The sequence below is a fragment of the Caballeronia concitans genome, assembly GCF_001544615.1.
Classification (GTDB): Bacteria; Pseudomonadota; Gammaproteobacteria; order Burkholderiales; family Burkholderiaceae; genus Caballeronia; species Caballeronia concitans.
On record NZ_FCNV02000008.1, the window covers coordinates 150,948 to 175,595 of the forward strand.

28 protein-coding genes are annotated in these 24,648 nt (G+C 60.7%); 9 read left to right on the top strand and 19 right to left on the bottom strand.

What is annotated here, in order from left to right; translation table 11 throughout:
* The first annotated feature begins 194 nt into the window (after positions 1 to 194).
* A complete protein-coding gene (gene rarD, locus AWB72_RS18735) occupies positions 195 to 1,175 on the top strand; it encodes an EamA family transporter RarD (RefSeq protein ID WP_040049615.1) in 981 nt (326 codons plus the stop codon).
* Between the two features lie 110 nt (positions 1,176 to 1,285).
* Here rarD and AWB72_RS18740 read toward each other — a convergent pair whose 3' ends face one another.
* Positions 1,286 to 1,759, bottom strand: a complete 474-nt coding sequence (locus AWB72_RS18740; protein ID WP_040049616.1) for a hypothetical protein — start codon at positions 1,757 to 1,759, stop codon at positions 1,286 to 1,288.
* Between the two features lie 358 nt (positions 1,760 to 2,117).
* On the opposite strand from AWB72_RS18740, the gene AWB72_RS18745 reads away from it, so the two are divergent.
* Both AWB72_RS18745 and AWB72_RS28940 read left to right on the top strand, forming a co-directional pair.
* Entirely contained in the window at positions 2,118 to 2,444 is a 327-nt protein-coding gene (locus AWB72_RS18745) for a hypothetical protein (protein WP_040049617.1), read from the top strand.
* Positions 2,445 to 2,548: 104 nt separating this feature from the next.
* Positions 2,549 to 2,968, top strand: a complete 420-nt coding sequence (locus AWB72_RS28940; RefSeq protein WP_040049618.1) for a hypothetical protein — start codon at positions 2,549 to 2,551, stop codon at positions 2,966 to 2,968.
* Between the two features lie 117 nt (positions 2,969 to 3,085).
* Here AWB72_RS28940 and AWB72_RS18755 read toward each other — a convergent pair whose 3' ends face one another.
* Both AWB72_RS18755 and AWB72_RS18760 read right to left on the bottom strand, forming a co-directional pair.
* Positions 3,086 to 3,634, bottom strand: coding sequence for a transglycosylase SLT domain-containing protein (locus AWB72_RS18755; protein ID WP_052449780.1), 549 nt, complete (start codon positions 3,632 to 3,634; stop codon positions 3,086 to 3,088).
* 170 nt (positions 3,635 to 3,804) lie between these two features.
* Complete coding sequence (locus AWB72_RS18760; protein WP_087128437.1) at positions 3,805 to 5,172, bottom strand: DHA2 family efflux MFS transporter permease subunit; 1,368 nt, start codon at positions 5,170 to 5,172, stop codon at positions 3,805 to 3,807.
* Between the two features lie 157 nt (positions 5,173 to 5,329).
* Between AWB72_RS18760 and AWB72_RS18765 the strand changes: the two genes are divergently transcribed.
* Together AWB72_RS18765 and AWB72_RS18770 are read left to right on the top strand one after the other, a co-directional pair.
* Positions 5,330 to 5,650 (top strand): hypothetical protein, encoded by a 321-nt coding sequence (locus AWB72_RS18765; protein WP_244285680.1) that lies wholly within the window; start codon positions 5,330 to 5,332, stop codon positions 5,648 to 5,650.
* 72 nt (positions 5,651 to 5,722) lie between these two features.
* A complete protein-coding gene (locus tag AWB72_RS18770; protein ID WP_040049621.1) occupies positions 5,723 to 6,277 on the top strand; it encodes a J domain-containing protein in 555 nt (184 codons plus the stop codon).
* 15 nt (positions 6,278 to 6,292) lie between these two features.
* Here AWB72_RS18770 and AWB72_RS18775 read toward each other — a convergent pair whose 3' ends face one another.
* The 4 genes from AWB72_RS18775 to AWB72_RS18790 all read right to left on the bottom strand — a co-directional run bounded on the left by AWB72_RS18775 (position 6,293) and on the right by AWB72_RS18790 (position 7,916).
* Complete coding sequence (locus AWB72_RS18775) at positions 6,293 to 6,541, bottom strand: hypothetical protein (protein ID WP_040049697.1); 249 nt, start codon at positions 6,539 to 6,541, stop codon at positions 6,293 to 6,295.
* Between the two features lie 323 nt (positions 6,542 to 6,864).
* Complete coding sequence (locus AWB72_RS18780) at positions 6,865 to 7,239, bottom strand: VOC family protein (RefSeq protein WP_244285681.1); 375 nt, start codon at positions 7,237 to 7,239, stop codon at positions 6,865 to 6,867.
* An 11-nt stretch (positions 7,240 to 7,250) separates the two neighbouring features.
* The gene (locus AWB72_RS18785) at positions 7,251 to 7,574 is read right to left on the bottom strand and encodes a hypothetical protein (RefSeq protein WP_040049623.1); all 324 of its coding nucleotides are present in this window, start codon (positions 7,572 to 7,574) and stop codon (positions 7,251 to 7,253) included.
* A gap of 135 nt (positions 7,575 to 7,709) precedes the next feature.
* Positions 7,710 to 7,916, bottom strand: coding sequence for a hypothetical protein (locus tag AWB72_RS18790; protein WP_040049624.1), 207 nt, complete (start codon positions 7,914 to 7,916; stop codon positions 7,710 to 7,712).
* A 213-nt stretch (positions 7,917 to 8,129) separates the two neighbouring features.
* Here AWB72_RS18790 and AWB72_RS18795 point away from each other — a divergent pair, with 213 nt between their 5' ends.
* The 3 genes from AWB72_RS18795 to AWB72_RS18805 all read left to right on the top strand — a co-directional run bounded on the left by AWB72_RS18795 (position 8,130) and on the right by AWB72_RS18805 (position 10,407).
* On the top strand, positions 8,130 to 8,663 hold the full coding sequence (locus tag AWB72_RS18795) for a DUF3280 domain-containing protein (protein ID WP_040049625.1): 534 nt from the start codon (positions 8,130 to 8,132) through the stop codon (positions 8,661 to 8,663).
* Between the two features lie 162 nt (positions 8,664 to 8,825).
* On the top strand, positions 8,826 to 9,887 hold the full coding sequence (locus AWB72_RS18800; protein WP_040049626.1) for a YVTN family beta-propeller repeat protein: 1,062 nt from the start codon (positions 8,826 to 8,828) through the stop codon (positions 9,885 to 9,887).
* 112 nt (positions 9,888 to 9,999) lie between these two features.
* A complete protein-coding gene (locus AWB72_RS18805; RefSeq protein ID WP_040049627.1) occupies positions 10,000 to 10,407 on the top strand; it encodes a hypothetical protein in 408 nt (135 codons plus the stop codon).
* A gap of 8 nt (positions 10,408 to 10,415) precedes the next feature.
* Here the strand turns inward: AWB72_RS18805 and AWB72_RS18810 are convergent, their stop codons facing one another.
* On the bottom strand, positions 10,416 to 12,761 hold the full coding sequence (locus AWB72_RS18810) for a TonB-dependent receptor (RefSeq protein ID WP_052449777.1): 2,346 nt from the start codon (positions 12,759 to 12,761) through the stop codon (positions 10,416 to 10,418).
* Between the two features lie 176 nt (positions 12,762 to 12,937).
* Between AWB72_RS18810 and AWB72_RS18815 the strand changes: the two genes are divergently transcribed.
* Complete coding sequence (locus AWB72_RS18815) at positions 12,938 to 13,978, top strand: ATP-binding protein (RefSeq protein ID WP_040049699.1); 1,041 nt, start codon at positions 12,938 to 12,940, stop codon at positions 13,976 to 13,978.
* On the opposite strand, the gene AWB72_RS18820 is transcribed toward AWB72_RS18815, so the two are convergent.
* From AWB72_RS18820 to AWB72_RS18870, 11 genes are all read right to left on the bottom strand, one after another.
* Entirely contained in the window at positions 13,906 to 14,607 is a 702-nt protein-coding gene (locus AWB72_RS18820) for a response regulator (protein ID WP_040049628.1), read from the bottom strand. The two genes, AWB72_RS18815 and AWB72_RS18820, sit on opposite strands and share 73 nt — an antisense overlap.
* Before the next feature lie 2 nt (positions 14,608 to 14,609).
* Positions 14,610 to 15,800 (bottom strand): pyrroloquinoline quinone biosynthesis protein PqqE, encoded by a 1,191-nt coding sequence (pqqE, locus tag AWB72_RS18825; protein WP_040049629.1) that lies wholly within the window; start codon positions 15,798 to 15,800, stop codon positions 14,610 to 14,612.
* Between the two features lie 12 nt (positions 15,801 to 15,812).
* Positions 15,813 to 16,121: a pyrroloquinoline quinone biosynthesis peptide chaperone PqqD gene (pqqD, locus tag AWB72_RS18830; protein WP_084592770.1), complete on the bottom strand. Its 309-nt coding sequence runs from the start codon at positions 16,119 to 16,121 to the stop codon at positions 15,813 to 15,815.
* Positions 16,118 to 16,852, bottom strand: a complete 735-nt coding sequence (pqqC, locus tag AWB72_RS18835) for a pyrroloquinoline-quinone synthase PqqC (RefSeq protein WP_052449781.1) — start codon at positions 16,850 to 16,852, stop codon at positions 16,118 to 16,120. The genes pqqD and pqqC overlap by 4 nt, the downstream gene beginning before the upstream one ends.
* A gap of 43 nt (positions 16,853 to 16,895) precedes the next feature.
* On the bottom strand, positions 16,896 to 17,816 hold the full coding sequence (pqqB, locus tag AWB72_RS18840) for a pyrroloquinoline quinone biosynthesis protein PqqB (RefSeq protein WP_040049631.1): 921 nt from the start codon (positions 17,814 to 17,816) through the stop codon (positions 16,896 to 16,898).
* A gap of 22 nt (positions 17,817 to 17,838) precedes the next feature.
* A complete protein-coding gene (locus tag AWB72_RS18845) occupies positions 17,839 to 18,408 on the bottom strand; it encodes a cytochrome b (RefSeq protein ID WP_040049632.1) in 570 nt (189 codons plus the stop codon).
* 64 nt (positions 18,409 to 18,472) lie between these two features.
* Positions 18,473 to 19,294 carry a formylmethanofuran dehydrogenase subunit C gene (locus AWB72_RS18850; RefSeq protein WP_040049633.1) on the bottom strand — a complete coding sequence of 274 codons (822 nt, stop codon included), beginning with the start codon at positions 19,292 to 19,294 and terminating at the stop codon, positions 18,473 to 18,475.
* Positions 19,291 to 20,232 (bottom strand): formylmethanofuran--tetrahydromethanopterin N-formyltransferase, encoded by a 942-nt coding sequence (gene fhcD, locus AWB72_RS18855; RefSeq protein WP_084592776.1) that lies wholly within the window; start codon positions 20,230 to 20,232, stop codon positions 19,291 to 19,293. The genes AWB72_RS18850 and fhcD overlap by 4 nt, the downstream gene beginning before the upstream one ends.
* Before the next feature lie 5 nt (positions 20,233 to 20,237).
* Positions 20,238 to 21,929 (bottom strand): formylmethanofuran dehydrogenase subunit A, encoded by a 1,692-nt coding sequence (locus AWB72_RS18860; protein WP_040049635.1) that lies wholly within the window; start codon positions 21,927 to 21,929, stop codon positions 20,238 to 20,240.
* The gene (locus AWB72_RS18865; protein ID WP_244285682.1) at positions 21,926 to 23,062 is read right to left on the bottom strand and encodes a molybdopterin-binding domain-containing protein; all 1,137 of its coding nucleotides are present in this window, start codon (positions 23,060 to 23,062) and stop codon (positions 21,926 to 21,928) included. The genes AWB72_RS18860 and AWB72_RS18865 overlap by 4 nt, the downstream gene beginning before the upstream one ends.
* An 863-nt stretch (positions 23,063 to 23,925) precedes the next feature.
* Positions 23,926 to 24,639, bottom strand: a complete 714-nt coding sequence (locus AWB72_RS18870; protein ID WP_040049637.1) for a HisA/HisF-related TIM barrel protein — start codon at positions 24,637 to 24,639, stop codon at positions 23,926 to 23,928.
* Positions 24,640 to 24,648: the final 9 nt, after the last annotated feature.

Sequence of the window (24,648 nt, forward strand, 5' to 3'; positions counted from 1 at the left end):
CCCGGATGACCACGCGCGTGGATGCTGCGGATGCAATGACGCTCGACTAAATGTCGACAATGCCGGTGATGCGTGTCTGGCGCTCAGACGTTCGAGGTGGTGAAGTAGCAAGAAGCGCGCTTGAGACAAGGCGCCGTTGACACTGCGTTTAGAATGCCCGTCAACGCATAAACAGCGCTCAAGCGCGAATTTCGATGAATCAGCATGGCCTGGGACGCGGCATTGCATTGTCAGTCGCCGCTTCCGCTCTCTTCGCGCTCATGTCCGGTTACACGAAGTGGCTCGCGCCGCTCGATGGCCTCGACATCTTTGCATGGCGCATCGTTTGGACATTGCCCGGCGCGTTGCTGCTCGTGGCCGTACGCAATCGATGGCCGCAATTATGCGCGCTCAGGGCGAAGCTCGCCAAAAACGTGCGCTTGCTTGCTGCGTTCGCCACCGCATCCGCGCTGCTCGGTGTGCAGTTGTGGATCTTTCTCTGGGCGCCGCTGCATGGCCGCGCCCTCGATGTGTCGCTCGGCTATTTTTTGTTGCCGCTCGTGATGGTGCTGCTCGGGCGCTTTTATTACGGCGAGCGGCTCGACGCACTGCAATGGGCGGGCGTTGCGGCGGCGGCTGTCGGCGTGGCGCACGAGTTCATCGTGACGAAGGCATTTGCATGGCCGACGCTCGTCGTCATGCTCGGCTATCCGCCATACTTCATGCTGAGACGGCGGCTCAACGTGGACGCGCTCGTGTCGTTCGCCATCGAAATCATGTTCATGGCGCCCGTCGCGTTGATCATGCTGATCGTGCGTCATTCGTTTGCGACGGTCGCGGGCGCGCCGCTATTGTCGATGGTGCTGCTGCCCGGCCTCGGCGCACTCAGCACGATTGCGCTTGCATCGTATCTTCGCGCGAGCCGTTATTTGCCGCTCGCGCTGTTCGGCATACTCGGCTATGTCGAGCCGGTTTTGCTGGTCGGCGTCGCGGTGATGCTGCTCGGCGAACCGTTCTCGGCAACTCACTTCGCCACGTATGGACCGATCTGGCTTGCGGTCGCGCTGACCGGCGTGCATAGCGTGCGGCTCGTCTTGCGCGAACGCGCGCGGGCGCGTAGCAGGTTACCGATGAGCGAATATCACGCGAGCGTGGAGCATGAGATCGGCGCGCAGGAGAAAGAACGCGTCGATTAAACGGCCGCAAAAAAAAGCGAGCCCGAAGGCTCGCTTGAACGACAACGCACGGAACCGCGTTAATGATGGCGCGACGGCCCGCGTGCGCGATGCGAGGACGCGGGCTCCCCTTACTTCTTCGCCGCGTCTACCTTTGCATCGGCGGCCGCCTTGTTCGCGTCGCTTTGCGCCTCGACTTTTTCCTTGTCGGCCTTGGCTTGCGCCACGTTGGCATCCTTCGCTGCGTCCTGCTTCTTGCTGTCGGCCTTGGACTGTGCAGCGTGTTTCTTCTTGTTGGCTTTCGCCTGTGCCTTCGCGGCGTCACCGCGAGCGTCGGAGGCTTGCTCCGGCGTGGTCGCCCGCGCTACCTTCGCGGCTTCCTTGTTGGCGTCGGCTTGCGCCGATGCCTTGTCTTCATTTGCCGATGCCTGCGCCTTGGCGGCATCGTGCTGAGCTTCGGTCTTTTTCTTGTTCGCCGTGGCTTGCGCCTCGGCCTTTTCGTGATTGGCTTTGACTTGCGCCTTGTCCGCGTCCGTCGTGGCGGTTTGCGCGAAAACGGTGGTGACGAGCAGCGTGGATGCGAGAGCAGCGACGATTTTCTTCATGATTGTTCGACTCCTTTAAGACTGCATTTTTCAAAGACGCATGCCAATGTGGGGCATGTGCCGATGAAAACGCGGCGCCGCGCAAAGCCGTTGACTGCTTTCTGGTGACAAACGGTAACCAGTCGCTAGCAATTGAAACTGCAGCTTTTAGTCTGCGCTTGAGGCCCCGTCAAGCATTCATGTGTTACCAGCGAGCGAATGTCTTGGCATCTGTAACGGCAGACGAAATGCTTTGGCATCCGAAGCGAGTCAATTTGTAATCGTTGAAATGCACCGTTACCAACTGCATCAGTTATTTCTTTAGACCGTGCTTAAGATGCGATTCATAAACCCGGACAACGGGATAGGAGAGAAAGTCATGAAGCGCACAGCACTTGTCTTGTTGATGATCGGTAGCCTTTCGGTGGCCGGTCAGGCGTCGGCGCACGGCCACGGGGGCGGACACGGCGGCGATGGCGGCGCAATCGTCGGCGCGCTGATAGGCGGCGCGGTGTTGGGCGCGCTGGTGAGTTCCGTCGCGAATGCGCAGCCGGTGTATGCACAGCCGGCTTATGCGCAGCCCGTGTACGCGCAACCGGCCTATGCGCAACCGGTGTACGCACAGCCGGCCCCGCCGGCAGGCTACTGCTACGACGGCTATCGACGCGCCTATGTGCCGTGCGCGCCCGCCGGTTACGGCTATTGAGTTAGACGAACGTTGAACGACCGCGGCACGTTGCTTGCGCCAGAGAAAGCGGCTGCTGCGGCACTGGATCCGCGCAGCCGGCACGCTAACTTGGGAGACTTGCAATGAAAGCGATCACGATGAAGCTGGTAGCTTCGGCTCTTGTTCTCGGCCTGTCGGGCGGTGTCTATGCTCAAGCCGGCGGCGGTGGTGGTGCGGGTGGCGGCGGCGGTGCGGGCGGTGGCGCAGGCGGCGGAGGTGCGGCAGGCGTCGGCGGCGGCATGGGCGCGGGCGGTAACGGTTCGGCGGGTGCGGGTTCGGGCGCGGCGGGCAAGGGCGGCGGCGTCGGCATGGGCGGCGCCGGCATGGGCGGCTCGACCGATGGCACGAGCGACACGGGCACCGGCGCAAAGAGCGGCATGGGCAACAACGGCGTGAACAACGGCATGGGCCAGGGCACCATGCAACGAAGCGGCCCCGGCTCGACGGGCAGCGCAAGCCCGGGCGGGATGTCGAACGGCAGCGGCCAGCAGCAAGGCTACTAATGCCGGTCAACTCACGTTGTCAGCGCGGTTGCGATCGCCGTGGGCCTCGAAGGCCATGCGGCATCCGCCACGCGGCGGCGCGTATAAAGAAATAATCGAAGAGAGGAAGCGCCCGACTTAATCGGCAGGCGTGGCCACTGGTTCAAACGTTTTCGCGCGCAAACTGACTTTTTGCGCGTAAGCACTCGATCCGCCGTAATTCTTCAGCGCGGCATCGACATCGCCTTTAGCGGATTTCAGATAGCCATGAAGGATGGCCGAGCCGACTTCGATGTTGGCCTCGGGCTCCGTCAGATCGACGTCCCGCACGAGCGTCTTGTGCGCCGAAGGCACGACCTGCATGAGACCCGTTGCGTTATTCGCGCCCCTGGCCGTTTCCTTGAAACGCGATTCGATGGAAATGATGGCGAGCAAAAGCGCCGGAGGCAGCGAGTATTTCGACGCCGACGACATTACCGCCGAAGCAATGGCCTGCGCCTTTTCGCGCGCCACGCCGAATCTTCGCGTGATGATTTCCGAGACCTTGTGACGCGCGTCGTCACCTTTCGATTCCTGCTGCACGGCTTCTTGCGTGATGGCGTCAGAGGCGGCCGGCGCGCTTTGCTGCGCGAGGGCGGCCTGCGTGCAACTCAGCAAGAGGGCGATGAGAAGGAATTTTCGGCGCATCGGACTCGTCACAGGAAAGCGGAGCCGCATTATAGCCCGATAAATTTTCCTTCCGGATCATGGACTTGTCCTAGATATGAAGAATTAATCGGGCAAGCGGAAGAAGTTACTTGCTTGGCCGTTCAACTTCAAGTCCGCTCTGCGCGCTTGGCCGACGAAGCGGAAATTCCTTACCCTGCATCGCGCGAAAGACGCGCGAACATCGGCAATGATGCGAGGACCAGCAGCGCCGTCGCGATGAAACCGCACGCGAGCTGCCAGCGTTCCGCCTGCGTGTTGCCCGAGACGAGCATCGTCGCCTGGATCGTTCCGGCGGCGACTGTCACGCCGAACGCTTTCATCAACTGCTGCGCCGTGCCCTGGAACGAGGTCGCTGCGGCGAGGCGCGCCTTGGGGACATCGGCGAAGGCGAGTGCGCCCATCGTCGCGAAACTGAGCGAGCGGCCCAGACCGCCGATGAGCAGCAACAGAAAGATGGCGCCTGCGGGCCACGCTTGCGACATCGTCGAGCAAACGGCCAGCACGGCCGCGAAGCACACGCTGCCCGCGCAGAGCACCGTGCGCACGGAGAATCGGCGCAATGCGAGCGCGGTCATCGGCCTCATGCAAAACGAGCCGAGCGCGCTGGCGAACGTGACGAGACCGCTGGCGGATGCGCTATAGCCGAAGCCCGTCTGCAGCGTGAGCGGCACGAGAAACGGCAGTGCGCCCGCGCCCGCGCGATAGAGACTGCCCGCGATGGTCGCGGCATGAAACGTCGGAATCGACAGCAATGAAAAGTCGATGGCGGGGTTCGGCGTGCGCCTGCAATGAAGCACCGTTGCTCTGAAAAGCAGCAAGCCGACCGCGACGCAAATCCACGCCACGCCAGTGGGCAACACATTGCGTCCCGCGCTTTCGATGCCGATCATGAAGAGACTCAGCGATGCGCCCGACAGCAACATCCCGCGCAAATCCGGCGGCGTGCGGCTTTCGGGCGGCGATGGCGGCAAGAGCTTCCATGTGAGCCATAGCCCGACGACGCCCACCGGCACATTGACCCAGAAGATGCTGCGCCATGAGAGCGTGTCGGTAAGAAAGCCGCCGAGCGGCGGGCCGAGCAACGGGCCGACGAGCGCGGGCATCGTGAGCCATGTCGTGGCTTGCAAAAGCTCTTCACGCTTGACGCCGCGAAAGAGAATGAGACGGCCGACGGGCACCATCATCGCGCCGCCCAAGCCTTGCGCGATGCGCGCGGCCAACAGTTGCGGCAGATTCATCGCTGCCGCGCACGCGACGGATGCAAGCGTGAATGTCGCGATGGCCCACATGAACACACGCCGCGCACCGAAGCGGTCGGCGACCCATCCGCTCGCGGGAATGAAGACCGTCAACGCGACGAGATACGCGGTGATCGCGCTGCTGAGATGAACGGCATCGACGTGGAGATCGCGGGCCACGGCGGGAATCGCGGTCGCGACGATGGTCCCGTCCATGTTCTGCATGAAGAGCGCGCTTGCGACGACAGCGGCCGTGATGCGAAAGTTACCGCCCTTCATGACGCGTGGTTCGCATGTACGTTGCAGGACTGCGGCCAAACGGTTCTGTTTTGATTAGCGTGCATGCATGCGAGTCTACGCCATGCGTTGTATCAGCGTCCTCGCGTTATGCTAGGTGCAGTGAATATGACGCGCCGATGGCGCAGCAATGACCGTCATGCCATTTGCCTTTCGTGGACGCCCGGAACTCGCAGGCCTCGACCGTCGTGCAAGAAGCGACGTGCGGCGGATTGCATGGCACTTTGCGCAGCGGCACTGGAGCCTCCATGCACCGGCGTTCGCGTGGCTCGTGTTCGTGCTGCTGCATACGCGCTATGGCGTCGTCGCTGAACGCAGTGAATATCTGTTCGTGACGGTGCTGTTCTTCATCGTCGCGGTCGCCGTCATTCGGCTGCACATTGCGCACTATTTGCGGCCCGCACGCGCAATTTACGATTTGCTCGGCGCCACGGCTACGCGCGTCATCGTTCGATGCTAGCTTCACGAAGGCCATGTTTTAGCGTGTTAGGATGCCAAGGCTTTTCCATTCAACGAACGCTAAAGAACGCTGATGGCAACGCTATACGAAGCGCTGGGCGTGAATGAACACGCCAACGAAGACGAGATCAAGCGGGCGTATCGCAAGGCTGCGATGCGCTGCCATCCTGACCGCAATGTCGGCAATGAAGACGCCGCGCGGGCGAAGTTCCAGGAAATAAAAGAGGCCTACGCCATTCTCTCGGACCCCGCGCAGCGCGAGGTGTACGACCGTATTTTTGCGGAGGAAATGGAGCGTCGCAAAGCGCAGTTGCGCGAGGAAGAAGCGGAACGTGAGGCGCTTTATGCAAGGCGCGTGTCGCTCGCCATGCGCTTTGCATCAGAAGGGCATAACCGCGATGTCGTGTTCGGCGTGCTGCTTGGCCACGAGTGCGATGAGCAGACCGCGCAGCATATTGCCGAAAGCGTCGTGGCGCTGCACGAGTCCCGCCAGGCGAAGAGCGAACCCGAGCCCGAGCCGCAGTCCGAGGAAAGCGAAGAACCTTCGCCGGCTAAGGAATCCACCGCAAGCGCCGCGAATCCGTTTGGCGCAATATGGATGCAGTTCTTCAACAACATGCGTCTCTAGTCTCTCACGGGCGCTTCACGCTGCAAGCCGTTCACTGCGCATGATTCTTTGCCTTGGTGCGGGGGGATAAACGCACCACTGGCCGTCATCGTGACGGAAGAAGAACAGTGCTCTCGATGCCGCGCCCTGCACGGTCTCGACGCAGACATAGCGCGTGTGATCGGCGCGCGTGCGACTGAAGTGCTTGACATGAACCGGCACGCTGGCCGGGGCGAGCCATTTCTCCACCTGGTAACGAAGGGATCGTTCGTTGACGCTTTTCATCTGTAGTCTCCTGCACGCGGCGTTCATGCTTGAATATCGGCCGGAAGCGTACGAGGCTTTAAGCCGCATGAATGACGCCTGCCGCAACGCACCACACTCGTGACAAAGCACTTTAACTCTACGCCGTGAATCCACCAGCCGTGTGCCATTTTGCGAAATAGCAACAACGCAAATGAAGGCTTACGCAGGCGGATATGTGCTTTTATCTTCGACGCGCGTGATGTGCGGGTATGTACGCGAACGGTCATATGAATGCGCCGGTGAGTACGTTACCCGTCACCCGATATTTAGCGAAACCCATGCCTGGGCTTTGCGCTGAAGCGTCAGAGCGGACGCGCGAAACTCAGTTCGTGGCCGTCCGGATCGGTGAGATGAAAATAGCGCTCGTTCCAGGGCGCATCGCGTGGCGCGAATTGCGGCTCGATGCCGTTTGCCCTGGCCTTGCGATAGAACGCGTCCACGTCGGACACGTAGATGATGACGCGGCCCCACCATTGAATCGGGCCATGCGTCTCGCTGGTGATGTTTAGAAACGAAGTGCCGAGCGCGAACGAGGTGAATGCTTCGTTCGCGCCGCCATGAACGATGCGAAATCCCAGCGCCTCATAAAAGCGCACCGCGCGCGGCATGTCGTGCGTGGCGAGCGTGATGGCGCTCAGGCTTTCGACGCGCGCATCGTCGTGATCGGAAGGTGGCATGAGTGGCGATGTCATCCGGGATGATGATGTGAAACGATGGACAACACGGACAAGTCGGGATGCGTGCCGTCGATGATGCTCTTGCCGATATGCCGCGCGTCGTCCACTGCGTCTTGCGCGCTTTTGTATTCGTCGTCGCCGTCGGCATGAAAGTGCACGGCTTCAGCGGGCGAATCCGCATTCGCACCGTGACGGCATACATGGCCGACGAACACATAGCGTTCGGCGGCGCGCGGCGGCGCATGTTCGGGCGTCGGCTTCAATTGCGGCAGCACGTGTATTTCGAAGCCTTCGTATTCGAAGACATGCCATTGTGATGCGGGTTCGCCGGACATGATGGCCTCTCTTTCTCGCTTGGCTTGCCCTTCAACGTTACTCCTGTTCGCGTGGCGAATCCATTGGGAACCACGTGAGGCTTCGTTGCGCGATGGCGGCTCGCATGCAATGCACGCAAGCCGCCGGCGTCCGCATCAAACGATATACGGCCCGCTGATGCGCCCTTCGAAGATCGCGATGTTGATCTGCCAGTCATCGACTGTGCCGGGCGTGCGGCCATCGACCAGGGCAGGCACGGATCGTCCGCCGACGACGCGCTGCATCTGTTCGCGTGAGAGCGTGGATTCCTTGAGGGATGCTGTGTCCAGCGGCAAATCTGCAATAACGAGAGTGCGTTGCATGATGGTTCTCCTGGCGGGTAGCTTGATGTGACTCGAGCATTCACTGATGCTCGAGCGAGTTTTTGCAAGCGCTATGCCAATTTGCGCTGAGCGGCTTCCGACAAGGCGCTCGATGAAACAGTCCGCGCTTGATCGACGCGCCACGCGGCGGTATGTTGGAGCAGCGCGAACACATTGACTCCCTGGTGTTGGCGCATTCAACGAGACCGGAACATGACTTTCATCGTGCGCGCCGTGAGTTTCCTGATTGCCAGTGCCATGCTCTTTAGCGCCTGCGCCCATGCGCAGAGTCAGCAGCAATCCATTGCATTGCTCGATTGCACGCTGATCGACGACAACGCCGCGTATAACGACGCCGACATCAATCGCATTCAAAGCACGCGCCTGCTCATGATCAGCAGCGCCTTGCGCGACGACCTGAACCAGCGCTCGCTGTTCCGTGTCGCGGATAACGCGCGCGCAAGCGATCTGATCGCGTCGCTGCAAAGCACCCAGGACATGAGCGCATGCAACGGATGCGAACTGCGTGTCGCGCGCGAGCTGGGCGTCACGCGTGTCGGCGTGTGCTGGGTGCAGAAGATCAGCAATCTGATACTCAACATGAATCTGCGCGTGGAAGATGCGACGAGCGGCGCGACGCTCTTTCAGCGTTCAGTCGATATTCGCGGCAATACGGATCAGTCCTGGCGGCGCGGCGCGAAGGCGCTAGTGGATTTATTAGCAGCCGATGCGTCCGCCTTGCGCTGACCGACTGGCACTCGAAGCATGACTCGCAACGCAATTCGGGAATTTCTCCCGCCCGATGACGTTGCGCGCGCCACGTCTTCTGAGCTAAGTTATTTTTCGGGGCAGGCTTGCCGCAATCGCCCCGCTCCAAAACGAACAAAGAACGTTTAGCCGGAGACGACCATGCAAGTCAGCTTCAAGACGGCGCGCTTGGCGTGCGCGTCGTTTCTCGCCCCATCCCTGTTCATTGCCGCGTTCAGCGCGCATGCCGCCGCTCAGACCGCCTATGTGACGAGCGAAACGGCCGGCGTCGGCGTGATCGATCTGGCGAATCTCTCGCTTGCGAGAACCATCGATCTCGGCAAGGACGGTCCGCGCGGCCTGAGCCTCAATAAAGACGGCACGCGGCTTTATGTGGCGAATAAATCGACGGGAGACTTGTCGGAGATCGATACGGCATCCGGCAAGATCGTGCAGCGCGTGAAGATCGGCAAGAATCCCGAATTCGTGCGTGTGGAAGGCGGCTATGCATATGTGACTTATGAGCCGGGCGAATCGGGCGGGCCGCCCAAGCCGGGCGAACCGGAGAAGGACGACGATGCCAACTCGCCGCCCGCGGAGATCGCCATCATCGATCTGAAGACGATGAAGGTCACGCATTCGGTCAAGAGCGGTCATGAAACGGAAGGCGTCGAGTTCTCGAAGGACGGCCAGCTGATGCTCGTGACGAACGAGGGCGACGACACGGTGTCCGTTTATCGTGCGGGCACCGGCAAGCCGGTACGCACCGTCAAGCTGCAACAAGGCGCGCGCCCACGCGGCATCAAGATGTCGCCCGATGGGAAGCAATACGTGGTGACGCTGGAGAATGCGAACAAGTTCATCGTGCTTGACGGGAAAGACCTGAAGGTCATCAAGACCGTCGATACGAAAATGGGCCCGTACGGCGTATCGTTCGATCCGGCGGGCAAGCGCCTGCTCGTGGCTGCATCGCGCGACAAGACGCTTCAGGTATTCGACGCCGGCACCTATGAGCACATCAGCGACGTACCCGTTGGCCAGCGCTGCTGGCATTTCAGCTTTACGCCCGATGGATCGAAACTGCTGCTCGCATGCGGCCGCTCGAATGCGGTGTATGTGCTCGATGCATCGAACTTCCAGACCATCAAGCAGATCGGCGATTTGCCGCTTGCATGGGGCATCGTGACTTATCCGCCCGGCGCGGGATCGATAGCCGGGCGTTGATCGCGCTTGCTGCACGGACGTTTCGTTTCGTGCCGCGCATCATTGCGCAATGCATCTCGCGCCTCGCCGTGGGCGGCTGCTAGTATCAGGTAGGCTCCCGGCGAGGACGATCATGCTGACATTGGCCGAGGCGTTCGATGCACTCTGCGACAGTCCCGCGCGCAAGCGGGTTCTGATCGCTGCTCAAGGCGGTACGGGCAATTGCCGCTGGCTGCCCGCGTTCATTGGAAAAGACGGCGCGCTTCGCTATGAACGGCGCGAAGAAGACATCGAACTGGACGACGATGCCACCGACGCCATTCGCCTTTTCGACGCCGGTTCGCTTTCTTCGTGTGCGCTCGTCGTGCATCTGGGCGCCCTTGGCGTCGGCGCGCTCGTGATGGGGCCGGAATCGCCTAGCGATGCCATGCGCATGCTCGAGCAACTGAAGGCGAATGCGCTTGGCCGCTTCGTCGAACATTACCTGGCCGAACTGCGTCAGCGGCGGCCCGCTCGCATTTATCCCTTCAAGCCGCGGTGAGATCAGCGCTAGTTCCACGCATAGCGCAAGCCAACCCATACGCCGCGCGGCGCACCAATGCCGAGAAACTGCTCGTTGACGGTGTCTGCGCCGTTGAACGTATGGTTCGGTCCGTTAAAGAAATTCTCTCCAAGAATGGCGACATTCGCATAGCGCTTGTTGAGCAGATTCTTGACCGTTGCATAGACCTGCAATTGCTTCGTGACGTTATAGGTCGTATCGAGATCGATCAGGAAATAACCGGCGATGCTGCCATTGACGTCCTGGTTGTTCTCGTCGCCACGCGCGAAGATATTACTGCGGTAAATGAGATCGGTGCCGATGTTCCATCGCGAGATCGGGTTGTAATCCACGCGCATTTTCACTGTATTCGATGGAATGCCGGGAATGCGGTCGCCCGAATGCACGGTGATGTTGCCGTTATCGTCCGCGCTCGAATTGCTCGCGCTGCTTTCGGTCCATGTCGATCGATACGTCGCATTCACATAGCTATAGCTCGCGGCTACGCCGAGCGGTCCCCATTGCGTGCGCCCCGCAAGCTCGAAGCCCTGACGGCGCGTCTTGCCTACATTTTGGAAATAGCCGAGCGTGCTCGCCGCGCCCTGGCTGCTGACGAACTGGATGTCGTCCGAAAGCGTGGTGCTGTACAGCGCGGCGCTCCATGTCGTCGCTTTGCCGATGTGTCCGCGCGCGCCTACTTCGAAGGTCCGCGAGATGACGGGCTTGAGTTCGGGATCGGCGATGAAGTCATTGGGCAGCGAGCAAGGCGCGTTCGGATCGGCGCATGCAAGTTCAATAGCTGTTGGCGAGCGCATGCCTTCGTTGTACGTGGCATAAGCGGTGAACCACGGCGTCGGATTCCAGTTGAAACCTACTGCCGGATTGAAGCGCGAGAACGTGTGGCGTCCATCGAGCAAGGGTTGCGCGCCGCTTTCATCGCCGATAGTGGCTCTAGCCCAGTTATAGCGGCCCGCAAGCGTCATCGACCATTGCTCGGTGAATGACAGTGTGTTTTCGAAGTAAATGCCCCAGTTCTCATTGTGCGTCTTCGCGTCGGTCGTGAACACGAACGGACCAGTGCCGACGGTCGCGCGGCTATCCGTGAATTGCGCCGCCTGCGATGACTGCGTGAAATGCGAATTGGCGAAGTCGCCTGCCGCGCCGAGGACCAGTTGATTGTCCTTGCCGAAGAGCTTGTTGAGCAGCGTGAGTTGCAGGCTTGCGCCATAGCTGTCGGTGACGATCACCGATTGATCGTTGGTGGCTTGAGTAAGATCGATATCGCCGTCGTCTTTGGTTTCGCCGTAGTTGTCGTTGACGTTGCTGCTCACGTTCTTGTTGCGATAGTGCCGGTAATAGAGGGTGCCGCTCAGTTCGACATTCGGCGAGAAATAGTGCTCGCCTGACAGCGTGATATAGCCGACCTGATTCTCATTGGTGTCGGGGAACGTGTACGCCTGCTTGTAGTTGTCGAGGAAAGAGCGCGGAATGGTCTGCGATCCGTTGAGCGTGTTGTCCGCGCCGCCCATCGAGAGGGAAATGGTGGTGTCGGCGTCGGTATAGCGGAGCTTGCCGAACGCCTGACGCAAACGGCTCGAATTTTGCGCGGCCCAGCCGTTGTCGTTGGTGACGTTCGCGGTGAAGTAATAGTCGAGATTGCTGCCGATCACACCGCCTTGTTCGATCTGCGCCGACTTTCTGCCCCACGATCCGCCGCTTACATCGATATTGCCGCCGGGATTCGTGCGGCCGTTCTTCGTGGTGACCGCGACTGCACCGCCCAGCGTGTTCAGACCAAAGGTCGGATTGGAGCCGGGGATGATCTGCATGCTATTGATGGCGGCCTGCGGAATGAGGTCCCAGTTCACGACATCGCCGAACGGCTCGTTGATGCGCACGCCATCGAGAAAAACCGAAAGCCCTTGCGGCGTGCCGAGCAAGGGCGACGCAGTGAAGCCGCGATAGTTGATGTCAGTTTGCGAAGGATTGCCTTGCGCGTCGTTGATATCCACGCTCACGACGTTCTTCTGCAGATAATCGGTAACGGTTGCGGAATGCTGCGCCTGGATTTCGTTGCCCTTGATGGTCTGCACGTTCGCAGGCACTTTCTCGAGCGGCGTGCCCACGCCGAGAAGCGGCGTCGTTCCCACGACGACAATGGTAGGCAGTTCGGTGTTCGGCGGCGCGCTCGCGGCGACAGGCGCAACGGCGGATGCAGGTGCATCGGGGGCGCTCGCCGTTTGCGCCCAGGCGCCGACAGTCATGCTTGCGAACGCGCCGCCGAACACGAGCCTGAGTCCCGCTCGGGGTTTGAACCGATGCGCGATCACGGACTTGCGCGGCATCCTCTTCATTGTCGTCTCCGGTTATTCTTTTAACCTTCTTTTAAACGATGAGTCTTTAATTGAAAGGGTCGCATAAGAATCCGCGCGCGCACCGGGAGCTTTTCCCGATCGCGCAGGGAAGCGTTCCCAAACGTGATTCGCATGCCCTACCGCGCGAGAATGTCGTGGATAGAATGGATTCCGTGATGCGATCCGAATCCTTGCCCGCTCTCGCTGACGATCATTCCGCCCGCACGCCGCGCTCGACGGTGTCGCGTGATCTCGCCTGCGTGCTCGTCGTCACGCTCATCGCGGGCGCATGTTTCGCCATGTTCGATTTCAGTGAGTTGACTTATCACTGGACACGCAGCGCCGAGCGCTTTCAACTCGACGAGCTTCCGGCCACATTGGTCGTGCTTGCGCTCGGCTGCGCGTGGTTCGCATGGCGGCGCTATCAGGAAGCACAACGTGAAGTTCGCCGAAGCCGCGCGCTCGAGAAAGAAGCGGAACACCTGCTTGCTGAAAACCGGCGGTTGGCGAGTCAGGCAATCGGCGCGCAGGAAAGTGAGCGGCGTCATCTTGCGCGCGAACTGCACGATGAATTGGGCCAGTATCTCAACGCGATATCACTCGATGCCGGACGCATCCGCGATTTATCCATCGCGCGCGAGACGGAAATTCACCGGCTTTCTTTGGCGGTCATGCAAAGCGCGACGCATGTGTATCGCGAGATAGGCGGCATGATTCGCAAGCTACGACCCATTGGTCTCGATGAATTCGGCTTGCCCACTGCGCTGGAACATTGCATCGAAGGCTGGCGCGAGCGCTTGCCGCAAGCAGAATTCACGCTGGCGGTAGAAGGCGATTTCGATCATCTAAGCGATGCACTCAACATCGCGCTTTATCGGCTGGTGCAGGAAGGTTTGACGAACGTATCGAAGTTCGCGCGTCAATCGCGTGTCGAAATCTATCTGGTACGCACGCCGGAAAGCGAGCGCGGTCCGGGAGAGATCGTCGTCACGATGGCCGACGATGGACCGGGCACGGACTTGTCGATACCGCGCAAGGGCCTGGGACTCGTCGGCATGCGCGAACGTGTCGAGGCGCTCGGCGGGGAATTCCATATCGCAAGCAGCCCCGGCGAAGGCTTCCTCTTCTGCGCGCGCGTGCCCGCTCAAGCGGGGCTGCCGTGGCCTAGCGAGCCGAATGAAGGCGCGTCGGGTGCGCCCGTGAAATCCGCGAAATGAAGCCCGAGTCGATTGGCAATCTGCGCAAGCTGCACGCCGTTATCCGCGCCGAATTTCTGACGTATCACCGATTGATGATTGGCCACGGTCTTCTGACTCAGGCCCAACTTTTCCGCGATGCTCGGCAACGTGTAACCCTGCACGAGAAGACGCAGCACCTCGAACTCACGCGCGGATAACTGCCGTCCGGGCGGTCCTTCCTGAATGGTCGCGCGCAACGCAAGCGCCTGCGAAATATCGGGGCTTAAATAGCAAATGCGACGCGCGACGGAACGCACCGCTTCGACGAGCACATCGGGTGCGCTTGCCTTGGTGACATAGCCGCGCGCGCCGGCATCGAGCGCACGGCGCACGAATATCGCTTCCTCGTGCACGCTGAAAATCAGCACGTGTGCATGAGGCTCGCGTGCCAGCATGCGCCGCATCGCTTCAATACCGCTTGCACCGGGCAGTGCAAGATCCATCACGACGACATCCGGCTGCAATGCGCAAAACTTCTGGTAAGCCTGCGCCGCATCCGCCGCTTCGCCCGCGACGCTGACATCGGGACTCAATTCGAGCAGACGCTTGTAGCCTTCACGCACCACGGCGTGATCGTCCACCAGCAGCACCGAGATATCGGCGTTCATGGCTATTCTTCTCCGACGTCGGGTCCATCCGTTCGATGCATGGAAGCGATGCGCCGCGAATTGGCATCGTTACGAAACACGATAGGCTGCTCCTGCGGCTCCTGTCTCATCGATGCTGCGCGCACCACTTCGATCACGCGTTCATGATGCGCGGACTTGTCGCAAACGGGGTCGGCATTCGCGGGGTCTTGCGTGAGCAGATAAGCCTGGCAACGACAGCCGCCGAGGTCGATCGTCTTCTCGTCGCAACTGCGGCATGGCTCTTTCATCCAGCCAAAGCCGCGAAAGCGGTTGAACGCATCGCTTTCGTACCATATGTCCTTGAGCGATGTATCGGTGACATTGGGGAACGTGAGACCCGGAAGCGAGCGCGCGGTATGACACGGCAAGGCCGCACCATCGGGCGCAATGCCGAGAAACACCGAGCCCCATCCATTCATGCAGCGCTTGGGCCGGCGCTCGTAATAGTCAGGCACCACGAAGAAGATCTTGCACTTGTCGCCAATCTCTTTGCGATAGCTTTCCACCACCGCTTCCGCTTCCTGCAATTGTTCGGCGGTCGGCATGAGTTGCGCGCGGTTCGTATGCGCCCAGCCGTAGTACTGCGTGTTCGCCAGTTCGAGATACTCCGCGCCCATGTCGAGCGCCATGTCGATGATGCGTCCGATATGCGGCAGGTTATAGCGATGCAGCACGCAATTGAGCACCATCGGAAAGCCGTGCGACTTGATTAGATTCGCGACGCGCTTCTTGAGATCGAAAGTCTTCGTGCTCGATAAAAAATCGTTCAGCTCTTGAGTGGAATCCTGAAACGAGAGCTGAATGTGATCGAGGCCGGCGTCCTTGAGCGCGGTGATGCGCTTTTCAGTGAGTCCGATGCCCGACGTAATAAGGTTCGTATAAAAGCCCAGCTTGCGCGCTTCGCCGACGAGTGTTTCCAGATCATCGCGCAACAGCGGCTCGCCGCCGGAAAAGCCGAGTTGCGCCGCGCCGAGCGCACGCGCCTGACGCAAGACATCGAGCCACTGCGCGGTGTCGAGTTCGCGCGAATGGTCCGTGTAATTCACCGGGTTGTAGCAGAAGACGCAATGCAACGGACAACGGTAAGTGAGTTCCGCGAGCAGCCACAAGGGCGGCGGAATGGCCACGCCTTCATGTTCCGGCTTGGCGATGGGTTCGGACAGATCGGTCATGCTTGCACCTCTTCACTCCAGCCAGCCACGCGCACGCGCACCGGCGATGAACGCGCGCACATCGTCGCCGATGCCTTTAGCGCTGAACGCCTGCTCCAGATCGGCGACGAGCGCGGGAATATCGCGCGTGCCGTCGCAACGAAGAAGAATTTGCGCGGCGCTTTGATTGAGCTTCACCATGCCTTCCGGATAGAGCAGCACATGCGCGTCCTGCGCCGGTTCCCATTGCAGACGAAAGAGGCGTTTGAGTTGCGGGCGCAATGTATCGTCCGGTGCTTCGACGGCTTCGTTTCTGCGCTCAGTCGGATTCGTATCGCTCATGCCGGGAATGCCTTTTCAATGGAATCGAGCATGGTCCAAAGAATATCCAGCTTGAATTGCAGGATGTCGAGTGCGCGTTGCTGTTGCTCGCGCGTCTTGAAGTGCGCAAGCGTGACTTCTAGCCCATGTTCGACATCGCGCTGCGCAAGCGAGACACGCGAGCGGAAATACGCAAGTCCTTCCGGTTCGATCCACGTGTAATGCTCGGGCCATGTCGCGAGCCGGTCCTTGTGGATTTGCGGCGCGAACATTTCCGTGAGCGACGAACATACTGACTCCTGCCACGGCGCGCGGCGCGCGAAATTCACGTACGCATCGACGGCGAAGCGCACGCCCGGCGTCACGAGCTTGAGCAACCAGAGATCGTCGCGCGAGAGACCGACTGCATCGCCCAGACGCGCCCATGCTTCGATACCGCCCGGCTGATCGTCATGGCCGTCGTGATCGAGAATGCGCAGCACCCAGCGGCGGCGCGTTTCGCGGTCAGGGCAATTCGACATCACCGCTGCGTCCTTGAGCGGGATGTTGATCTGATAGTAGAAGCGGTTCGCCACCCAGCCGCGAATCTGCTCGCGCGAGCATCCTCCGCTATTCATCTTCACGTTGAACGGATGATGAATGTGATACGCCGTGCCTTTCGCGCGCAGTTCTTCTTCGAACTGCTCGCGCGTCCACGCCGGGCCAGGCTCCTTCAATGCAGTGAAGTGCGGGCCGGTCGTGGGGTTCAGCATCGGCGAGAAAGCGTTGTCAGGCATTCGATGATTCTCCGCAATGTCATAGCTCGAAGGTCATGCCGTCGTGCGCGACTTCGATGCCATGCTCCGACAGCACGCGCCGTTCGGGACCGTCCTCGATCAGGATCGGATTCGTGTTGTTGATATGAATGAGCACCTTGCGCACGTCCGCGCGACCGATGGAATCGAGCACTTCGATCATGCCGCCGGGGCCGCTTTGCGCGAGATGCCCCATGTCCCCGCCGGTCTTCTTCGTCAGGCCGAGGCGGATCATTTCGTCGTCGGTCCACACGGTGCCGTCGACGAGCAGGAGATCAGCGGTGCGCATTGCATCCAGCACATGCGGCTCCAGTGCGCCCAAACCCGGCGCATAGAACGCGCGCTTGCCCGAAGCGTTATTCGTGAACATGAGGCCGATGTTGTCGCCCACTTCGGGGGCTTCGCGATGCGGCGAATAAGGCGGCGCCTTGCTCGAAAGCGGCAGCGCATCGATGCTCACGCGCGGCAATTCGGGCACGCTAAGCGCGTTGCCATCCAGTGCGATGCGGCGATGCTCGACGCCGCAGTAATGCGAAAGAATCGAAGTGATCGGAAAGCCGGTCGACAGGTCTTGCCATACCGCATCGGTCGTATAGAGAGGCAAAGGCGCGCCGCGCTCGCGCAGCATCAAGAGACCGGTCACGTGATCGATCTGCGCATCCATCGTGATGACAGCGGCGATGCCCGTATCGCGCACGCGGCGCGCGGGCTGCAATTCCGGATTCGCCGCGATCTGCGCGAGTATGTCCGGCGATGCGTTGACGAGCAGCCAGTCCTCGCCGTTGTCGCTGACCGCGATGGACGACTGCGTTCTCGCGCGTGCGGCGATGGTGCCGCGACGCACGCCCTCGCAATTGCGGCAGTTGCAGTTCCATTGCGGAAATCCGCCGCCTGCCGATGAACCCAGAACGCGAATTTTCATCGTCGGGTTCCATGTAGCGAAGTCATGGCCACATTCTCCTCAAGAGCCCGTCTTTGTCGATGAGCTGATGTTTCATTGCGCCAAGGAAGTGAAGAACGACGAGCGCGGCCATGATCCATGCAATGTAGCCGTGAATGCCGAAGAACAGCTCGCGCATTGCCTTGTCGTCCCAGCCCCATTGTGGCAGAAGCACGCCCCAGAAGCGCGTGCCGTACTTGTTGAACGACGAGCCGAGATAACCGGTAAGCGGCATCGCCACCATGCCAACATATAAAAGACCCTGCGTGATGCTCGCGGCGGCGCGTTGCCACGCTCCCATCGGCGGCAGAGGCGGCCGGCCATAAGCCAGGCGTACCATGATGCGGATCAGCACCAGCAGGAAAACCGTAAGGCCAAGCGACTTATGGAAGTTGATGACCGTCGACTTGAACGGCAGCCCGCGCGGCAGGCCCACCATGTAGAAACCGATGCACAGCATCGCGATGATGGCGATTGCAATGACCCAGTGAAGCGCGATGAGGGGCGGCGCGAAAGAATCGTTCGCCACGCGCGACTGCTCGCGCGTGGCGGGTGGAGTCCTCACAGCGGTCATGCATGCCTCCCTCGTTCAAAGGGCATCTCGCGCGCCGAATACAGGGTCCATTGTTCTCGTCCGTTCATGAATTAGCGATCAGCAATTCCCCCCGTCCGTCCACGGCAAGATCGCCGGCAAAGCGCTTGGGCAGCGCGCGTTGTTCGAGCCTCGCAAACGGTTCGATCTCGTTAGCGAGCATGCGCGTGAGCAGCAGCCAGAAGACGTCGAAGCCGCGTCCGCCTTCAGTGAACGTGCTCGGGACATTGGATGGCTTCGTCAATAGTACGACCGTGCCGCGCCGCATGCCATACGCAAGATGCGCGCCCGTCTCTCCCGCGATGCAGACCGTGCCCGCGACGATGCGCGATGCCGCGAAGTCCCCCGTATTTCCGCCGACGATTACGGTGCCGCGCCGCATGCGGTCGGCAAGGCGCGCGCCCACGTTGCCATGAACCGCAAGCACGCCGCCCGTCATGCCTTCCATGTTGCCGGGCAGCGCGCCGGCCGCGAAATCGCCGACATTGCCCTGCACGTCGATGCGTCCGCCTTGCATTTCGCAAGCGGCAAAGCGGCCCGCGTTGCCTTGTATGCGCAACTCACCGCCTTTCATGCCGATGCCCGCGTAATCGCCCGCATTGCCATGCACGGTCAGCTTGCCTTCGCCTAGCGATGCGCCGATGCGGTCGAGCCACGCGACATCGCCTTCGATGTTCAGCGACGCGTCGGCGGCATCGGCGTGTGCAATATCAAAGAGATCGCCTAAAGCACATGTCTCGCCGTGGCCTTGCAAAGTGATTTCGGCCAATTCCTTCGAGGACATTTGCGCCAACGTATTGGGCAGTAAGTTCGACGCATCGACGCGAAAGCCCGGCGCATTTTTTACGCGCAACGTGATGGCGTTCATGCGCGACTCCCGCCAATGCCCGCCGACAACTCATGCAGCTTGAAGTGATAAGGCCCGAGCTTGCCGCCATAGTTTCCCGCCGATATGCGCAGCACGCCGCCCGCGCGCCCTATGGATGTCGCCGCGGCGATGCCCGCTGTCATTGCCGCGCCGACGTCGGCATCGGTGAGGCCGTCGATCACGATCTCGAGCACGCATGCAACCTCGGGTGTCAGCTCGCTCTTCTTCGATAAGCCGACGAGCGTGGGACAGAACGCGTCATTCGTGGATGCCGTCGCACCTTTGTACTTCGAGCCGATCTTCGATCCCGACCGGACCACGCCGCCCGGAAAGGGCGTGATGATATTGGGCAATGCATGCATCGCGGTCACTGCACTTTCGGCCGCGTGCAATGCGCTGTCGATATCGCGCGCAAGGAAGAGTAAGTTGCCGCCGCCGACTGCCTTGACCGTTGCAGTGAAATCTTCGCAAACGAACTCGCCGTCCATGACCGGCACGCGCCAGTAACGTGTCGAGCCGAGCACTTTCGATATCTGAAAGCCGTCGCCAAAGAAGCGCAGGCCCGCGCCGAGCGGTGCGTTGTCGGAAAGCGGCGCGCGGCTCGTTGAAGGATCGATGCCGCCATATACGGCCGTAGTCGGGCACGTGAGCACGCACTGACCGACGCGTCGCGCGATTTGTTTAGCCAATTCTTTAGACGATACGGCGAATATCAACACCGATACGCCTGGACGTCCATCGGGCGTTTCATTACCGCTCAAATCGCGTTCGATGCCGGCTTCGCATCCGCAGTCGATGACGGACGTTGCAAAGCCTGTGAGTGAGTTCGCTGCATGGCGCGCCCATGTCGATGTATGCGCGGTGATGACGAGACGCGTCGCCTTCATCGGAAAGGCTTCGGCGAAGGTGTCATCGATTTGCGTGTCGTTGATGCGCATGGTGGTCATCGTCGTTCGCATGGGACGCGCAAGAGCTTGCCGCCATTGTTGACCGAGTCCATTTCGTCGTCGCCGATAGCGATGTTTTCGAACCTCGATGCGAGATTCGCCTGCGCGTATTCGCGCACACGCGCTTCGATGGAGCGGTCGTAGTCGGGACGCACGTAATGGATGCCGCCCGTTGGCGTCTTGAGCAAGGTGCCGTCGCGTGCGATGAGTTCGCCGTCCTTGAACACGAACGCGGGCGACGTGAACATGCGCTCGCGATTCGCGTCTTCGCGATACACCGCGATATCCGCCGCCGCACCTGCGCCCAGATGGCCGCGATCCTTGAGACCCAAGAGACGCGCGGGACCCGCGCGCGTGATGATCGCGATCTCGTATAGCGAGAATTCACGCGTGATTTCGCTCAGCACGCTGGCGGCTTTGGCATCGGCATGTAGCTTGTCGAGTTGTTCGTCGCGGAACGGCTTGTCAGTAAGCAGGCGGATCAGATGCGGATAACTCGTGAAGGGCGCGCCGTTCGGATGATCGGTCGTCATCGAGACACGCCACAGATCGTCGACGAGCAGAAAGATTTCCAGCCCGATGATCCATTGCAGCGCATTGACGAAACTTTCTTCGCGATACCGAAACGGTACGACGCCGCAGCCGCCGTCGCATTCGATATCGCCGAGCACCCACTTACGCGGGTGGGCAAGCGGCGCATTGCGGAACTGCATCATGGTGTCGCCGGATGCGGAGACGGTCTGGCCGAACATGATCTGCCCGACATCGATGGTCACGTTGGGCCGCGCATTGACCGCTTCGGCAATCGCGCGCGCGCCCGAAGAGAATTTGCGCGCGCCTTCGGTTCCATAGCTATGAAACTGAATATGCGTGAGATGGATGGGCAGGCCATCGGATGCGTCCATCGTCGCGATGGTCGATTGCACATTGCCCGGCACGCCCAGATTGCTCGCATGCACATGCAACGGATGCGGCACCTGCAACTCACTCAGCGCACGCGTCAACGTTCTCAGTACATCGCGCGGCGTGATGCCGTAATGCACGTGTGCTTCATCGAGATCGAGTGAACGTTGATTGAACTTGAATGCGGATATACCGCCGGGATTCACCACCTTGACGCCGAGCGCCTTGTTCGCATCGATGGTCCAGCCCACGTAATCGCGCATGTGCTCGAAGTCTTCGTGCGCGGCGAGCATTTGCAGAAAGAGTTCGTCGTTGCCCATCATCACGTAGGCGCCGTGATCGATGATCGGCGTATCGCCCATTTCCAGATGCGTGTGGCGCGCATTCGATGCGACCATTGCCGGCTCGAATGCGGCCGTATAGCCCATTTCCGCGTAGCGATAGCCGGTAGCAAGCGTTCCGGGCGTGCATGTGCCGCATGAAGGCAGACGCATGTAGCGGCCTTCGTCGGGCTTGTCGGGTACGGCGCGCGCATCGTTGCGATGATCTTCCGGCAAGAGCAGGCGAGAGAGATTCGTCTTGCCGCCGCCGATATGCGAATGGAGGTCGATTCCGCCCGCCATCACGATCATGCCGCTTGCGTCGAAATCGCGTTCGGGCGCGATGCTTTCGCCCTCAGCATCATCGACGATTCGGCCATCGCGAATATAGAGATCGCGACGTTCGCCATCGATGCCATTGGCCGGATCATAAACAACGCCGCCTTTGATGCGCGAGAGCGTCATGACGATGACCTCGCGGCGCTGATCATTTCGCCGACGACAGCGGCGACGCTCGGCAAGCCTGCATTGCGTGCGGGCACGATCGGCACGACCACCGATGCATCGACGCGAAAGAGATGTCCGCTGCTATCCATGCCAGGCGTCGCGACGGGTATGAATACGGTGGGTGCTTTGCGTTCAGCGAGCATCGTGGCGGGGTGGCCGAGGATGATGACGGGCACGTCGTCGTCGAGCGAAGAGGGCAGCGGTTGCGGCTCGAAACTCGATATCCACAGGAACGTATCGATCTCCTTGCGACGCAACATATCGTCGGTGCGATAACGATGCGGATCATGATCGAGCGGCAGACCGTACGCGATGCGCGTGCGCAGCGGAAAGCCCGAGAGCCACGTCACAGTCTGGTTGACCGTGAGCGCGCCGTCGTCGCCGGTGAGGGCGAGTGCGCCTGCTCGCACCGTACGGTTCATGGTCTTGACGATGCGATTGATTGCTTCGATAGCGAGCGCCGCGTGCGGAGTCGGCAATGCGGCGGGCTCGTAGATGAACGCGGTATAGCGTGCGGCGTGGATGCGCTTGATCAGCGCGTCGAGTGCATGCGCGGTGCGCGGGTCGGAGAGCGCGTCGGCGCTGCGGCCTTCGACGAGTGCGGACCAGAGTGCGAGTATGTCGAAGGTATCGGCGTCTTCGAGGATGACGTCGGCATCCGTGGCGGCTGCATGAGCGGCTTTGCATCCGACGAAGACGATATTCGCTTGACGTTCGGGTTCGAGCACGCGTTCATAGAAGCGCGGATACCGGCGTGATGGCTCGCATGCGATGACGACGATGAGATCCGCGCGCGAGCGTATTTCGGAGAGCGTGGTGAAGAGCGCGCCGCGATCCTGGAGTGCGAGCGTGCTGGCGGCGAGTGAGTCGCCGTGCATGTGATCGACGATGGCGCCGCTGTGTGCGGCGAGTTCATAGAGCGCGCGAGCGCCGGCTACGTCGGTGGCGAGTCCGCTGAAGAGCGGCCGACGTGCGTGCGACAGGATTTCCGCGACACGCGAGAGCGCCGACGCGAGATCGGTGTCGTGGGCGTCGATCTGGGGACGGCGGCTGCCGTCGTGCTCGCTGAATGTCGCAAGCGCTTGCGTCATGCGTGGACACGCGGTGTTTGACGCTTCTGCGCGCGCGTCGGCGGTGTCGGTCAACGTGATGTCTTCGCATAGCAGCGGGCAGAATGGACAGGTCCAGGTTTTTTTTGCTTGCGCGGGCGTTTGAGTGGGGGGCATGGTCGGCGAGGTTTAGCAACCTTTATGCCGATATTTTTCGCTGGCGCTCGCGTTTCGGGTTTGCTTCGTTTATTCGCGTCGGTCTATTAGGTCGCCCCTCCCCGGGGCGGGGGTCACTTTCTTTGCTGCTGCAAAGAAAGTAACCAAAGAAAGCAGCTTTTCTGGCCCAAAGCACTGACTGTGTGGTCACTCCGTAGAACGAGATTGGCACTCAGCTTGACACAGCCTTGAATCACCTTCCGCGCCCACTGAGCGCCACGTCCTCCGAGCCCCCTGGCTCGTTAACACCGAGCGTGCGCTGGCGCGTCGCGTAACGCATAGCGTAATTTTCGAGTCGAGCGAAGCGTCCCGCTGGTTTTGTCGAGCCGAGGGGCTCGGAGGACGTTAGTCGTCAGCGGGCGTGGAGGGTGATTCAAGGCTCTATCAAGCTGAGTGCCGATCTCGTTCTACCGAGTGCACCGTCAGTCTGAACCGCGGGAAGAGAAGCTGCTTTCTTTGGTTACTTTCTTTGCAGCAGCAAAGAAAGTGACCCCCGCCCCGGGGAGGGGCGCACTAATAGACCGACGCGAAAAAACGAAGAAACCAGAAAACCCGAGCGCGAGCGAACTTTAGACCGACGCGAAAAGAACAAACCGACAACTGATTGAAACACACTGTCACGCCAAGGAAGCACCGCAACAAAAAAACGCGAGCCAGGCGAGCCAAAACCCGGTGGCATAAAAATTGAGTCACTCGAACACCGACCGCCCAAGCCGAAGCTCATGGATAGCAGAACCCACAAGCCACCCCCACGCGCCAGCGTGTCCAACCAGTGCAACATCGTCACCATGACGAACCCCGCCAGCGCCGATCAAACAGCGCTCGCCCGCTGCTGCGCGCACAGAGCCAAAGGTATCCATATCAGGTCCATCGTGAGCGCCAACACGATCCAGCGTCATGACGATCACGCGCGCCGGCCACCAGGCGCTATCCCCGTGCGATGCGCCAAGCGCCCGCCCTCCACGATAATCCAGCGAAAGAATCGGCTCGTAACCGGCCGCGTCCGCCTCGGCGATAGCACGCGCATCAGTCAAAGTCTCCGTGCCGAACACAGGCACCAACGACGCAGCAGCGCCACCGCATCGCAAGGAAACACGCTCGAACAAGGCCCGCATCGATGCAAAGTCACTAAAGCCCGCATCGAGCCAGATCGCAACGTCCTCGCCCAACGCAACGCACAGCGCAGCAAGCACATCGACATGTGCGCCGCGATCAAGAATCGCGCCGAGGTCTGCCACGTACAAGGTGCGCGCGCCCGTCGCGTGCAGCATCGCATGGGCGATATCGATCGGATCGCTCGTTGCGCACAACGAAGACCGAATCGGCCGATAGCGCGAACGCTCGCCGCGCACCGCGTGCACCACGTGGCCGTCGAGCAGATCGAGAACAGGTATCACCTGCATGGATGGCTT